This is a genomic window from Alkalibaculum bacchi (assembly GCF_003317055.1).
In the GTDB taxonomy this organism is placed as follows: domain Bacteria; phylum Bacillota; class Clostridia; order Eubacteriales; family Alkalibacteraceae; genus Alkalibaculum; species Alkalibaculum bacchi.
In genome coordinates, this window is sequence record NZ_QNRX01000003.1 from 67,567 (window position 1) to 82,717 (window position 15,151).

Here is a 15,151-nt window from a genome sequence, read left to right on the forward strand (position 1 = left end):
TAAACAACTATTATAAAGTGATCTTTCCATTAAATACTTCAATGGCTTCACCCGTCATATATATATCATCTTTAACTTCTATATGCAAGTCTCCGCCAGGAAGAGTTGCCCTTATTCTTTGGCTTATGAGTCCCCTAAGGACTCCTACAGTTGCACTAGCACATGCACCTGTTCCGCAAGCCAAAGTTAGACCTGCGCCTCTTTCCCATGTAATCACTTTAATATGATCATGGTCAATAATCTCTACGAAGTTCACATTGGTCTTGCTGATGAATAATGGGTGATTCTCAAAAAAAACACCTACCTCATTTATGGGATAATTTTCTATATCCTCTACAAAAATCACCACATGAGGATTCCCCATTGAAAGAGCAGCATAAGAAATTTCTTGACCATTAAAAGATAATCTTTCATTTAATGCATTTTTCTGATTTAAATCAATTGGAATTTTACTGCATTCAAAAATGGGCGCACCCATATTAACTTGCACTTTCGTCACTACATCTTCTTTTATCTCTAAATAAGTGATTTTTAGCCCAGCAAGAGTTTCTACATAAAGAGGATTTTCTCTTACTATATTATTATCGTAAACGTATTTAGCAAAACAGCGAATGCCATTTCCACACATCTCCACTTCTGTGCCATCAGAGTTGTAAAAACTCATCTTAATATGATGTATTTGAGATGGATTGATTATGATTAAACCGTCTGCGCCAATACCGAACTTTCGATCACATAAAAACGTGATTTGCTCTTTGGTTAAGGTTAGGTCTTCTTTTAAGTTTTCTAAAACTATAAAATCATTACCTAATCCGTGCATTTTTGTAAACTTCATAATAAACAAATCCTTTTTTGATAAAATAACTTTAGCTCTACGTTTTATGTTGTACGTTCTAAGTAAAAACTTTTAGATGCGAGCCAATCTGCTGCAGATTACCTCGACCGCTTTGCGGTCGAGGTCGTTGGCACTTGCTCATAGAAATGAATTCATTTTCTCGTGCAAGCACGGAAAATGCTTTAATTTCTGCGAGCCAATCTGCTAATACGAATATTATACCATAAATCTATAAATAAACATTACTTTGACTTTATTTTATGTGCCGCAGATTGCCTCGACCGCTTGTGCGGTCGAGGTCGTTGCACTTGCTCATAGAAATGAAAATACTTCCTCGTGCAAGCACGGAAAATATTTTCATTTCTGCGAGCCAATCTGCTGATTCGAACATTATACCACAATAAAAATTATTGACATAGGTTTTTTTAGTGTATAATGTTTGAAAGAAGAACGAAGAAATGTAAAGGATGATTATAATGCCATTTGACGGAATTACTACTTTTTCGGTAGTTCAGGAACTAAGAGATAAATTAATTCACGGAAAAATCAATAAAATATACCAACCTGAATCTGATGAAATACTATTAAATATTAATAATAGAGGCAACAAGTACAGCTTGCTTATTTCTGCTAATAACAATAACCCTAGAATCCACTTGACAGAGCATACAAAGAACAATCCTTTAGCTCCTCCTATGTTTTGTATGCTTCTGCGTAAAAACATTCAAAATTCTACTATTTTAGAGGTCAATCAATTGGGTTTAGATCGAATTGTTGAAATACGTCTTCGCACCAAAAACGAATTGGGAGATACTGTAACTAAGAGATTAGTAGTAGAGATTATGGGCAGACATAGCAATATTACACTCATTAATGAACCTGAGGAGGTTATCGTAGATAGCATTAAAAGAGTAGGTAAAAATATCAGCACCTTTAGAGAAGTATTGCCTGGCAGAGTATACAAAACACCTCCACAGGACAAAAATGAGCCAATTGGCGTAAACAGAGAACAGTTTTTTTCTCTTTTACATGGCTATGGTCAAAACAAAACCCTTTATAAATTTATTATAGATACTTTTATAGGTGTTAGCCCACCATTATCTCATGAAATATGCCATAGAGCAAAAATAAACAGCGATAAACCTCTATCCGAATTAACAGATGAAAATGAAGATTCCCTATACAGTGTATTTAGTGATCTCTATAGTCATTTAGAAGACCATTTGCAATCTCTTATGTACACCAATGAAAACAAGAGCAAAGTCTATGATTTTTCTGCTATTGATTACACCTACTACGAGTTGTACCATAAGACGGATTACCCTTCGATATCTAGCCTTTTAGAGGAGTATTATTACTTAAGAGACTCTCTCTCTCGAATTCAAAACAGATCCTCAAGCATGGTGCAAATGCTAAATAACAAATTAGAAAGAGACTATCACAAATTAGACAAGCAAATCAAAGAATTTCAAGATGCAGAAGATGCTGAAATCTATAGAAAATACGGTGAACTTATTACAAGTCAAATATATTTATTAAAAGGAGGGCAAAAATCTGCAGTTTTATCTGATTATTACACAGGAGAAGAGATTGAAATCCCCCTCTCTGTTCAATTATCACCATCGGAAAATGCACAAAAATACTTTAAAAAATACAATAAAGGGAAAAGAGCAAAAGAATACTTAAAAGAGCAAATGTCTATTACAAAAGAAGAGATTTATTATCTTGAAAGCCAAATTGACAATATACGAAAATGTACTGAAATAGAAGAATTTAATGAGATCAAAGAAGATCTGATTGAAAATGGATACTTGAAGGCTCAAGGTCGAAAAAAGTCGAACAAAAAAGAATCCACTATATCCCAACCTATGAAGTATATCTACGAGGGAGTAGAAATTTACGTAGGAAAAAACAATAAACAAAACGAATATTTGACTACAAAATTTGCAGCAAAGACAGACTTGTGGCTACATGTAAAAGACATGCCTGGCTCTCATGTCATTGTAAAAAAAAATGCAGATAAAGTAGATGACAAACTCCTCTATACAGCAGCCCTTCTAGCCGCCTACTACAGCAAAGGCAAAGAATCCAGTAATATTCCTATAGACTACACAGCTGTAAAATACGTAAAAAAACCTAAGGGGGCTAAGACAGGTATGGTTATTTATACAGATCAGAAGACTCTGTATGTAACGCCGAAAGAGGATGAAGTGCTTAAGATTGATCGGGTAGACTAGGTGGTAAGGTGGTCAAATTTGCGACTTACGTCGCAGTGAACAATGAACTTGGAACAATGAAGAACAAACAATTTAGAAGAATAATAAAACACGCATATTTGCACTGTTCAATTTTTATTGTTCGTTGTTCATTGTTCATTGTTCATTGAAGGGTTTTCCCTTCCAACCTTTCTGCTATATAACGTAGAACTTAGAACGTAGAACTGTTACCGCCTAGCTCCTGCAGCACCTTCTCAAAGTACTCAGGTATAGGGCAGCTAAATTCCACATACTCTCCTGTCTCAGGGTGGGTAAAGCCTATGGTGGAGGCGTGGAGGAGCTGACCTTTTGAGTAGAGTTTTTGTCTCTTTAAACCGTAAGTAAGATCTCCTACTACTGGATGGCCAATATAGCTCATATGAACTCTTATTTGATGGGTTCTACCTGTCTCTAGCTTACATTCTATAAGTGTATACTTGCTAAATCGTTTTAATATCTTAAAATGGGTTTTGGCATCTTTCGCATTTCGATCTGTAACGGTCATTTTTTTTCGGTCTTTTACATGCCTTCCTATAGGTGCGTCTACAATACCTGTTTCCTCTTGAATAATTCCCTCTACTAATGCGGTGTATTTTCGCGTAATAGTGTGCTCCTTAAGTTGTACACTCAAAGATTTATGAGCCAAATCACTTTTGGCTACGACCAAAAGGCCTGATGTGTCTTTATCTATTCGGTGTACAATTCCTGGACGAAGGACCCCATTGATATCAGAAAGCTTATCAATATGGTAAAGCAAAGCATTAACAAGGGTATCTTTGTAATTACCTGGAGCAGGGTGAACGACCATACCTTGAGGTTTGTTCACAACCAGGACATGATTATCCTCATATACAATATCAATAGGAATGTTTTGTGGTTCGATTTCTAATGACTCTGGCTCTGGAAGATTTATTAAGACCTCATCTTTTCCCTGCAGCTTATAACTAGCTTTTACTTCTTTGCCATTAACCGTAATTTTACTGTCGTCTATTAGCTTTTTGATATAGGTTCTCGATAGTTGTGAAATATTATCACTTATATACTGATCGATTCGCATACCTTCATCTGATTCTTCTACAATTAACTCAATTTTCTCTTCCATAATACCTCACACATATTTTTTTATGACTATTTTATTTCTTCCTTTTTTTGTGGTACCACTAAAATCCTCTAAAATAAATCGACCTTTTCCTTTTACAGAAAATAAATCACCAATCTTAGCTATTTGAGAAGATTTTGTCTTCTCTTCATGATTAATCTTTACCCTGCCACCTTTTATCAGATCTGTGGCAGCTTCTCTAGAAATCCCACAAGCACTACTGATAATCGCGTCTAAACGAAAGGAAGCGATACTTATATTGCCAAATTCAAACTCTGGTGCTTTTACTTCTATTTGACTTATAGGGAGCACTTCAAATTGTATCTTGCGATTACTCAATCTAACAAAATTTACAGCAATAAAATCTGCAATATGCTCCTTAACTACTATTTGAATACACTTTTCATCAATAATAATATCCCCAATAATTTCCCTGGCAATACCTAAACTCATAACCGCACCTAAAACCATTCTGTGATGAACTTCAAAATCCACTTCACATCGACATAGAACGATAGGCCAAGGTATTCCTTCTTCGATCTCTTCTGTAGACAAGCATAACATCTTTCGCTCACAAAATTCATGCCCTCCAAAAAAAGCCAGATCTACAGGCTCGTGTTTTAATTCCCCTTCGATACGCCTCTGCTGTGAAGGGTCATAAAAATCAAAAAAAGCTAAGCCATCAGATAATCTTTCTGCCTGATAACTTATCTTTTTTACCATAATATCTGTGTTATTATACTTTTGACTCATAGAAAAATCATCCCTAGTATCAAACGATAAACCGGTTCCACGACAAAGTCAATGAGTATCAGGGCTAATAACGGTGAGAAGTCCATAGGGCCAAAAATGGTAATCCTTCTTAAGGGCTCTAAAATAGGTTCTGTCATATTGTATATAATCTGAACAATAGGATTATCTCTGTTAGGCCGAATCCAACTAAAAATCACATTTACAAATATTAATAAAGATATTAATTGAAACAAGACACTTCCTGCCCGTAACAATGTATAATACATCTAAACACTCCTACTTATCAAATTTCCAGTTTAATAAATCACTCGTCGTAGAAGAATCAATACTTTCAGCAATAACATCAACAGTGTTCGGTGCAAGAATAAATACATTTTCACTGATTTTTTGTATGGTACCATCTAATGCATAAACTGCCCCATTTAAAAAATCAAAAATCTTTCTACCTTCTTCAAAGTCTGCCTTTTCTAAATTAACAACTACTGTTTTATTCTTTTTTAAATTGTCACAAATGACAGGTGCATCATTAAAAAGTACAGGTTCTACTACTAACACTTTTGAATTTTTTTCTGCAGTTGTGGCAGTTGTCATGGCAATCCCCTTATCCTTCTTTACTTTTGATTTATAAACTGGTCTTTCCTCTACTTCTTCCTCTTCGAATTCCTCTTCAAATTCATCATCATCGTATTCATCCTCTATTTCTAAACCTAAAAGATTTTTTACTTTTCCCCAAGAATCCTTAGCCATAATATGTAGCCTCCTCTTATATTATACAAAAATACCTCGTCCTATTCTAACTAGGTTAGAACCCTCTTCTATTGCAATAGGGTAATCATTAGTCATCCCCATAGACAAAGTCTCAATATTTACATTTTTAAATGCATCTTGATTATCTTTTATTTTATCATATATTTCGTGCATTTTTCTAAAAATATGACGAGTTTCTTCAATGTTTTCAGTAAAAGGCGCCATAGTCATAAAGCCTACTACAGAGATATTGCTTTCATGAGAGATTTGCTGGAGAAAAGATTCTACCTCTTCTACCTCTATGCCAAACTTGCTATCTTCCATCGATACATTTACTTGAATTAAGACTCTCATGATTCGTCCATGTTTTTTTGCTTGAGTATTGATTTCTTTAGCTAGCTTTACAGAATCTACCGAGTGAATTAAATCTACTTTGTCTATAATGTACTTTACTTTATTAGTCTGCAGATGTCCGATTAAATGCCACCTAATATCTCCTTTAATCTTGTCGTATTTATCCAGTAGCTCTTGAACTCGGTTTTCACCTAAGTCTTTTATCCCATAGTCTACAACTCTTTGAATTTCCTCTATACTTCTATGCTTTGTAACAGCTACTAGTGTTACGTTTTGAGGTATTTCTTTCATAATTTGATCTAATTTTTTTTCTATATTCATCTTCTTCACCTACGGATTTATGATTAATGCTGCGCCTTCCTTGATGTCTTCATTGTCTGTTTTGTCTAAGAATACATCTTTACCTTTTTTACGATTGATTTTAACCTCTATATATTCTTTTAAAGACCCCTTGCTCATGATAACAATATTATCTTTCCCATCTTTTTGAACAATAGACTTTTCAGGGATAATATATCCTGAGTCAGAATACGTCACAAGATCAATATCTACTTGCCTGCGAGTATAAAAATCAGGTGGAAGCTGCTCTTTTAATTGAATTAAGAGAATTTTTTCTTGACCATATTCTATGATATCGACGGCATGCCCTTTATAGTTCTCTTCATTATAATGAAAAGAAATCATAGGCATAGCTCTTAAATCTCCAAACTGACTGTTTAAGTGATGGTAATATGTACTCAAATCTTTGGTCTTAATAGACTCCATAATTTGTTCTTTTACTTTTAGTACTTGTTCTTCCTGTCTTAAAAATACTTCTCTAGGCAATATAATGGAGAGATACATATAAGTATCATCTATTATTTTAACGGTTTGCTTATAATTAGAATCATCGCTACCATTATAATTCTTTAATTCTTTTATGTATTCAGGCGTCAAATACTGCAAAATATTTGTATTTAATAAACTTTCATAGCCATCAGATTGAAAATAAATATACCCTGGGAAGCTGATATTTAATTTTTTAGCTGTGATCTTTGACCCAGTGGTATCGTTTTGAGAACTATACTCTTTTTTTAGTTCAAGAAGGCTTTCTTCATCAGCTCCTAGATATTGAAAGGACTTTAATATATAGCTTTTTTTCTTGGTTAATTGGTCTTTTTCGGAATTTAATACTTTTAGCTTGTCCTCATTGCCAAAATTCTTTGCCCATTTAATATCACTATTAAGCTTTTCAATATCCTTGTCAATCTTTTCAATATCACTAGAAAACAGATTTTCTTCTTGATAAGCTTTATTATCTATAAGCCAATTGATGATGTCGATTTCCCTATTAAAATAATCACTAAAGGAAATACTACTAGAATTAGAGAGCGTTTGATTTAGACCTACTCTTTGACCCTCTTTAACTTCAAAATCAATCTGTTGATCTAAATGAGCCACTTCTTCGTTTCGTATAACGAGAGCCTGAGTTTCATAGGATTCAGAATATTGTCTTGCATATAGTAACTCAACTTTTTTGCTATTGTGATTGACCCATAATAAAATCACTATGGTCACAATAGCCAATCCTATCCAAACCGTGTTTTGAGATTTTTTCTTTTTATTCGACATAAGTTCACCTGTTCTATAAGGAAAATGTAACTATTTACAAAATGTTTTGATTTCTGCGAGCCAATCTGCACAGATTGCCTCGACTGCTTTTCGAACATTATAACATATAAAAAAGGACTTGTACAAGAAAAGTACCCAAGTCTAACGATAGTTGAACAGTTGTTGAACGATAGTCAAACGATTGTTTAAATATTTAAGAGGATATTTAATTTATTCCCTTTTTAAAGTGATCAAGACTAGTTCGGGTGGATTATTAATTCGTATTGGAATTATGCTATTGCCTAGACCTCTACTTACGGCCATTGAAGTTGAGTTTTTACTATATATCCCTTCTGTATACTTTGGAATAAAACCTTGGTTTGGAGCTACTAAAGCACCTATAAGTGGAAGTATAACTTGACCACCGTGCGCATGACCACTAAAAACAAGATCTACCCCGGAATCTTTATATACATTTAATAGTTCAGGTCTATGAGAAAGCAAAATATTAAAATTTGTTTTAACATTTTTGTATAATTCTTTAATACTCTCTATCATATATTTTTGATTATCATTCCAAAGATAAGTACTTTCACTTTGAACTATAGCAGGATCCGCTACCCCCATTAAACCTACTTCGTCTCCTTTATTGGATAATGTTATATAAGAATTATCAAGAAAACGAACATCTAGCTTTTTCATTTCTTTCATTAGCTCGTTATACTTATCTGATAATTGCTCGTGATTTCCCGTAACATAATAGGTAGGTACCATAATAGATAATCGTTTAACTAGTTCTGTAGCTGTTTTAATATCGGTATTTCTTCTATCAATTAAATCACCGGTGATTACAATAATATCAGGATTACTCTCTTCCACTAATTTATCTAATAACCCATGAAAGTTTTTATTATGTAAGTCAGATATTTGAAGAATTCTATAACCATTAAAACCTTCTGGTATTTTAGCATTCTTGTACTCGTATTTTGTCATCCTAACACAGTTGTTTTGCCATAGGGCATATATGATAAAGATTACAATTAAAGCAATCACAAATCCATATATCCTTTTATTTATTTTTATCATAACTTCCCCCATCTACTTATAATCTGCTCTTAGCTACGTTTAAGCACTGCTTTAGCTTGACCCATATCACTTTATTTTTAATGCTTTACGAATTAATGTTTTATATTAAATAACTCTATAAAACCTTATGGGGAAGAACTTCAAAATTTGAGTTCTTCCCCTTTTAATTTGTGGTGATATATTTAGAATATTTTACTTAACAAGAAATATATCACAGATATCCATCTCTAATCCCAACCTCTTGTATAGGGTTCAAAGCAGTCTAAACAAAGCTTTTGCCCATTCATCATTCGAATTTTATGGTCTGCAGCGCCTTCTTGGCATTTATCACATATAATTGTTTGAAAACCACGAGCCTTTTCAGGTACTTGTATTTTTGGATATGTAATTTTAAATACATCTCTATAATCAGCGAGCAGTAAAAATTCTCTTCTTTGTTTTTGATTCATATCTTCATGAAATGGATTAAGCATTAATCGAACGCTTTTGTTTTCCTTTCGATTTAAAAATGTAAATGCCATTTTCCCAGTACCTTTATACATAAGATTTCCTTTTCCCATAGTACATCCTGTAATTACTTGAACAGCATCTACTCCGCAGGCATCGTTTTCAGTGATACATAAAAGCTCTTCATCTTGAGAAAAGTTTAATCCCAACTCTTCAATTGCTCCTAAGGCTGCCTTAAATCCAATAGCCAGACCTCCACACTCATGTCCATGAAAATTAACACATTTTTCCCATAATTCTTTATTCATTTACATTCCTCCTCAAACAAATAAATGCTCACAAAAAATTACCGTTTATGCCGATAACCCTTCGTGAGCAAATTGAACTTTGTTAAAAGTCTCCATAACTTATAGCCACTATATCTGTATATTATATCTTTATTAACTTGCGAAAGCAATATAATTGCTAGTAATCTATTCCCATAATAAATAAGATAAATATTGTTTATTTATTATATTATATTATATTAGCTATTTTTCTAGAAGAGTTGCAATTGTCAAGCTATCTTTCACATAAGGCTTGCCTTTCGCAAAGCTCATTTATAGCACTTTCTCATATAACTTAAAATGATGTAATCCATATCTGCCAAGCCCATTTTTTAGATGGGAGGGGTGAACGGCAAATGTATGTACCACAAAGATGCTAGAATAATCAGCATTTTTATGTTTCCAGCTTGTCTTGCTGTAAGCAGGCTCAGGCTCATGATTCAATATAATAGAGCCAACAATTTTTTCTGCGATTTTTGCAACATAAAGCGTTCTCTTTGCAACACCTGCTTCTGCATCTTCACGATTTGGATAGATGCCTTTTTTCCATCCGGGATAATTAATTCCGCTTTTTAGAAAATCATTCAAATCATCATAAAGCTGTGCGATTTGGTCTACATCAGATTTTGCACCATTTTCAATAATAATGTTCATATATCCTCCTCTGTTTTACAGTATATAAAAAACTATCCATTTATCGTCTCGTTGAACTGCATTATCTAGGAGGGGATCTGAGGACGGTAAGCTTATACTCCAAATTTTATGCTGGCAATCCAATTTAAATTGGCATTCTGGCAGGCTGAAAGAACATAAGGCTTTTTCACTTCCACCTTCTCCTTTGTAGCGAATCTAATGTATCACTTTAACTTATCCTAAATCTTTGTATTTTCAATACTTTTGGAGTTAATGTTTATATTTAGGTTGGACTGGCCACCTCGTAAGCTATTTAGGAAAGACTCTCAGCTGAATAGACACGCCGTTTGGATCGTATACGTAGAAATAGCAAGTGTCGTCTCCTGGGTTTTGAATAGGCGATGGGTTAAGGCCTTTGTCCTGTGCCATCTTATGCATCTCATTAAGTTTATCTGTTTCAAAGCAAATAAACATACCCTTGCCTTCAAAAGTTTGACCTTCTGGCATATAAAGAAGCTCAATTTCCGTTTCTCCTTCTCCATTTGTCAAAAACGCCAATTCTGTAGGACCTGATGTAAAACGTCGTGAGATCTTTAGTTCTGTAATTGTTTCATAAAAATTTATGGATTCTTCCATATTTTTAACTCTTAAAGTAATATGTTTTATGTGCATATTTACACTCCTTTTCTTTAGCTGATTCTATCTTTTCCTTTTTTATTCTAACACACTCTATAAAAGCTAGAAAGTGCATAATTTCGCCTTGGCGTTACCTCAATCAATAACAAATACTACTTTACTACCAAGGTCTAATAAAAGGCAAGTAAGGACGGTAATTTTTACTCCAAATTTTGGATGATCTTTTATATATCTATGATTTGCCAGATGTCTCAGAAAAAGATTTTATACACCTAGATGATAAATTCTCTTGATATATAAAGAAAAGAAGCAGAGCTTTTTATAATATTAAAAGGGGCATTACACTAGGATTTGAAACATCCCTAGTGGACACCCCCTTCATTTTAATTCTTACCAGTCTTATATTTTGTATTTTTTGAGTTCAAGCTTAAAGCTACCAATCAGACTATCTAGTAGCCGTATATACTCGATTAAATCTATTACTTGCTGTGAATATTGGATAACATTCGCACTCATCTCTTCAGAAGATGCAGAATTCTCCTCTGCTATTGCCGCTAAAGAATGTATTTGCTCCATAACCTCTTGCAAATTTCTGGTTTCATTAGATAGTCGAGAGATTAAATGGACTATCACATCTGAAACGCGAATAATATTACCTGTAGAATTCTCATTATCCTTAGTGACCTTCCCTAAGGTCATGTTGCTGTTTTCTAATTGAGTATATTGATTTTGGATTCCTTTCACAAAACCTTCAATTTGTGTAATAAAATACTGCAAATTCTCATTGATATCTCCAACCGCTTGCTTTGTGTCTTCTGCCAAATTTCTTATCTCTTCAGCTACTACAGTAAACCCCTTCCCTGCCTCTCCAGCTCTTGCTGCCTCAATCGAAGCATTTAATGCTAGTAAATTAGTTTGATCGGCAATGGCTTCTACTGTAGCACCTATATCCATGATTTTGTTCACCTGTACAGATAGCTGCTTACCTTGCTCATTAACAGTAGAAAAATTATCTCTTACTGCATTTATCATGCTATTTACGTTTTGAATTTCACTTTGAGAAGCTTTTAAATGATTTACAGATTCTTCTAAATCATCTTTACCTTTTGTTTCCTCTTCTACAATAGCATTTAAGGATTCAATATAATTCATCAATACGGAAACTGCCCCTTCTGTTTCTTCCGCCTGATGAGTTGCACCACTGGCCACATCGTTGACAATTAAAGATATGGATTCTGATAACTTCTTAAGATTATCGGCAATATCGGAAAATTGTTTGATGTAATTATCCATATCGTCCATTCCACCCTTAAGAAACAAAAAGTCTTTTTTTATGTACTCCTTTGAGTCGTTTAGTAAATGAAATACATCCTCGAATTGATCTTCAGAATAATACTTTGATTTATAAGAAAAGTCATAATCCTTTAAAGCAGAAATATCATCTTCTAATTTATGCAAAGGTTTTAGCGTAATACGCGCTGCTATATAAACAACAATTCCCATACATGTACTGAGAATCAAATTTGGAACGATAGAATCCATTTTATGAAATATAAAATGTCCCACAATATTGAGGAGTGTAGGGATGAATGCAATTTTTAACGGCAAACTTTTTATCTTGTGAAGACCTAATAGTTTAGAAAGAGGAGCATTTATAATCGAGTCCGGATTTTTTTCAATGGACAAATGAACCTTCATAAAATGCCTACCATCTTCCATCTTCCCTCTATCTAGTTCTGTAATTTCAATCTTTTCATTAAAATATTCAGAACTCCCTTCAAATAATCCAAGCAGATAATCGAATAATCCTCTTTGGGATATATATTTTATTTCAATTTCCTTTTCATTGATTTCCGTTGCAATTAATCGAGGTGGATTTGCACCTGAAATGATTTTCGTCAATTGATGATGTACATCATCCATCATCATTAAAAATCCTCTTAAGCTATTCCTTTCAAAATATGAGGGAAACCATTTTTGAAACATTTCAATATTTTGATTTCCCACTTTCCTCCATATATTTTTTACAGATTCGTTTGTATCTTTAGAAACCTGCGTAAATACTTGAAAAATCTCTTCATCAGGGATATTTTCAAGGGGATGAATAATACGAGTCTTATCCCAATGAACGGATGCAAGTGCAGAATCTACAACTTCATCAGAAAAAATTTTGCGCAAGCTGTTTAACCAAGTAGTGACAATAGTTCCCTTCATATGCTCTCTGTCCTTTCAAAAAAGTTAATTGTACTTTATCATATCGTCCACTTTTTCAAACTTTTAAGACCTACCGTTTCTATATTCCTATTTGCTAATTAATAAAAGGCTCCTTGCACATAACACCATGCCGATTATTTGGCGTAAACACGCAGTTTCCTTATAGCTTAATATATTATTAATAATACCCTTGACGGGAGGTCAAAGACCTCCCCTACAACCTCAATCCAATCAGTAGAGGTGCGCCCGTTTACACGACACATTTTTCTACAATTATGTTATTATACTAAATGTATTTACTGCCTTCTCTTATGCTTAACTTAGAGAGCTCATTATGCTCGATAAAAGCTCTAACCCATTCCTTATTTGTTTTAGAATACTCTCTCAAAGCCCATCCTATAGCTTTATTTATAAAAAATTCCTCTGTTTGTGAATTACATATAATTGCTGTTCCCAAAAACTCAGTATCTGTTTTCTCTTTATACTTTAATTGAAAAATAATAGATATTCTATTCAACCATATATTATTGGATTTCATCCATTTTAATATATGGCCTTCCTTTACTTCTGGATATTTCATGGCAATATGCCCTACGATTTTATTTATGGCATCTACACTATCCCACCAGGACTTTATAATTAGGAGTTGCGTGATCCTTTGCATATCATCTGGTGTGAATAGGTCAATTACCTTCTCCATATAATCTATTGCCAAATATTGAAATTCTCTTTCTGGCATTTTAAAGCATTGATGAATAAATTTCCAATCAACTTCTGTATCCTTTTTTCTCTCACTAAGAAATGCTTTAGATATGGCTGCTCTCTCTGGTTTCTTTAAGCCTAGGAATGAAAAAAGATTTTTCATATATTTAGCCATAGACACAGCTTGTACTTCATTTTTATTGTTGTAAAATTCTTCAAATATGTTCATATGTATTCATCCTTTATTTAACAACTAAGGGGCTAATCATTCCAAATCTTTCGCAAGTTTTTGATTACTCATTGGACTAGTTGCCGCAAAGCATTCACAGATTATTTCTCCATCAGAAGATATAATATCCAAACCTTTTAAGTTCCAAAATTTACTACGAACTCTTTCTCTGGATATTTTTTCATAAATACTCCTACCCCTTTTGATGTATCTATATGTGAATACATTTGATTCAACTGCCCAATGATATTTAGTTCATATCCAAATAGAAGTTCATATCCAGTTTTGTGAACTTTGATTGAAATAAAACATCCAAACTGTCCCCTAGGCTTTCTTTGATATAAGACACTCTGTTATTGAGCGCTTACTCATAGATTACAATAGTTATATTTACTTTTTATAAAACTTATTTCGAATAAAAGTAACAATAATTGAAATCAATATCCCTATAAACATATACTTCAATAAATTTGTTCTTTTTTCAGGTGTTAATAGTATGGATATAATTGTAGTAAACATAAATAAAATTACTACTTGTTTTATAAAATGACTTTTTCTTGTATTCATTATTAATTTTCATCTCCTAAACTCACAGTAATTTAATTTACATTTTATGCTATAGGCATTTGGGAACGGTGACCTTTCACTCCAAATTTTAGGAGAGAGAAATCATCAACTTCATACTGCCTGTTATCCCCATATTCCTTTGCATTGGTGTTACCTCAATCAATAATTAATTTTACCCTATCTACAATACCACCTTCAAGCATAACTGTAATCATCCATTCTTTCATCTTCTTCCTTATATTAGTTTCTCTAAAAAAATTAGTACGTGAATGATGTTTACATGAAATTTTTATGTGGTATAATACAAATAAGAGAAGAGGTAATCGAACCGCTTGGTGCGGTTACCACAGAAATTATTACTTAATCACCCTGCGGCTAGGCAGGGTGATTATTTTTTATGTTTGCTATCCCTATCTAAATAGGAGATAAGTGATATTAGTAATACTCCAAAGCTCATCATTAAAGATAAAGCTTGATATGTACTCATATCACACCACCTCCCTTCTTTCATATGTAAGAGAAGTGGCAATCACACCTGCTTTTCGATTACCTGGGTTTATATTACCATAATATTACAACATGCTTCAATAATATATGCAAAAATGTCGAGGGCGTATATTAACGCACTTACCTTCATAGATTGTGTCATGTGTTTTTTCTCCATCAAAAGAAAGGACA

At 33.4% G+C, this 15,151-nt stretch carries 16 protein-coding genes; 1 reads left to right on the forward strand and 15 read right to left on the reverse strand.

The annotated features are described in order from the left end of the window. Positions 1–10 precede the first annotated feature (10 nt). Complete coding sequence (dapF, locus tag DES36_RS02975) at positions 11–835, reverse strand: diaminopimelate epimerase (RefSeq protein WP_113919740.1); 825 nt, start codon at positions 833–835, stop codon at positions 11–13. Between the two features lie 476 nt (positions 836–1,311). On the opposite strand from dapF, the gene DES36_RS02980 reads away from it, so the two are divergent. Beyond that, positions 1,312–3,072: an Rqc2 family fibronectin-binding protein gene (locus DES36_RS02980; RefSeq protein ID WP_170128154.1), complete on the forward strand. Its 1,761-nt coding sequence runs from the start codon at positions 1,312–1,314 to the stop codon at positions 3,070–3,072. A gap of 190 nt (positions 3,073–3,262) precedes the next feature. On the opposite strand, the gene DES36_RS02985 is transcribed toward DES36_RS02980, so the two are convergent. From DES36_RS02985 to DES36_RS15125, 14 genes are all read right to left on the reverse strand, one after another. Further along, positions 3,263–4,192 (reverse strand): RluA family pseudouridine synthase, encoded by a 930-nt coding sequence (locus tag DES36_RS02985; RefSeq protein WP_113919742.1) that lies wholly within the window; start codon positions 4,190–4,192, stop codon positions 3,263–3,265. 6 nt (positions 4,193–4,198) lie between these two features. Further along, positions 4,199–4,942, reverse strand: coding sequence for a YlmH/Sll1252 family protein (locus tag DES36_RS02990; protein ID WP_113919743.1), 744 nt, complete (start codon positions 4,940–4,942; stop codon positions 4,199–4,201). Next, positions 4,939–5,208 (reverse strand): YggT family protein, encoded by a 270-nt coding sequence (locus tag DES36_RS02995; protein WP_113919744.1) that lies wholly within the window; start codon positions 5,206–5,208, stop codon positions 4,939–4,941. Before DES36_RS02995 ends, DES36_RS02990 begins: the two co-directional genes overlap by 4 nt. A gap of 10 nt (positions 5,209–5,218) precedes the next feature. Next, entirely contained in the window at positions 5,219–5,689 is a 471-nt protein-coding gene (locus DES36_RS03000) for a cell division protein SepF (protein ID WP_113919745.1), read from the reverse strand. Positions 5,690–5,710: 21 nt separating this feature from the next. After that, positions 5,711–6,364, reverse strand: coding sequence for a YggS family pyridoxal phosphate-dependent enzyme (locus DES36_RS03005; RefSeq protein ID WP_113919746.1), 654 nt, complete (start codon positions 6,362–6,364; stop codon positions 5,711–5,713). A 9-nt stretch (positions 6,365–6,373) separates the two neighbouring features. Continuing rightward, positions 6,374–7,654 carry a biotin/lipoyl attachment domain-containing protein gene (locus DES36_RS03010; protein WP_113919747.1) on the reverse strand — a complete coding sequence of 427 codons (1,281 nt, stop codon included), beginning with the start codon at positions 7,652–7,654 and terminating at the stop codon, positions 6,374–6,376. Between the two features lie 210 nt (positions 7,655–7,864). After that, positions 7,865–8,719: a metallophosphoesterase gene (locus DES36_RS03015; RefSeq protein ID WP_113919748.1), complete on the reverse strand. Its 855-nt coding sequence runs from the start codon at positions 8,717–8,719 to the stop codon at positions 7,865–7,867. Between the two features lie 227 nt (positions 8,720–8,946). Further along, positions 8,947–9,474, reverse strand: coding sequence for an FmdE family protein (locus tag DES36_RS03020; RefSeq protein WP_113919749.1), 528 nt, complete (start codon positions 9,472–9,474; stop codon positions 8,947–8,949). Between the two features lie 291 nt (positions 9,475–9,765). Then, positions 9,766–10,146, reverse strand: a complete 381-nt coding sequence (locus tag DES36_RS03025; protein WP_113919750.1) for a GNAT family N-acetyltransferase — start codon at positions 10,144–10,146, stop codon at positions 9,766–9,768. 288 nt (positions 10,147–10,434) lie between these two features. Next, positions 10,435–10,797 (reverse strand): VOC family protein, encoded by a 363-nt coding sequence (locus DES36_RS03030; protein WP_113919751.1) that lies wholly within the window; start codon positions 10,795–10,797, stop codon positions 10,435–10,437. A 363-nt stretch (positions 10,798–11,160) separates the two neighbouring features. After that, positions 11,161–12,975 carry a heme NO-binding domain-containing protein gene (locus tag DES36_RS03035; protein ID WP_113919752.1) on the reverse strand — a complete coding sequence of 605 codons (1,815 nt, stop codon included), beginning with the start codon at positions 12,973–12,975 and terminating at the stop codon, positions 11,161–11,163. Positions 12,976–13,261: 286 nt separating this feature from the next. After that, positions 13,262–13,906: a DNA alkylation repair protein gene (locus DES36_RS03040; protein WP_113919753.1), complete on the reverse strand. Its 645-nt coding sequence runs from the start codon at positions 13,904–13,906 to the stop codon at positions 13,262–13,264. A gap of 390 nt (positions 13,907–14,296) precedes the next feature. Beyond that, the gene (locus tag DES36_RS14730) at positions 14,297–14,473 is read right to left on the reverse strand and encodes a hypothetical protein (protein ID WP_170128155.1); all 177 of its coding nucleotides are present in this window, start codon (positions 14,471–14,473) and stop codon (positions 14,297–14,299) included. Between the two features lie 388 nt (positions 14,474–14,861). Then, entirely contained in the window at positions 14,862–14,960 is a 99-nt protein-coding gene (locus tag DES36_RS15125; RefSeq protein ID WP_242981681.1) for a putative holin-like toxin, read from the reverse strand. Positions 14,961–15,151: the final 191 nt, after the last annotated feature.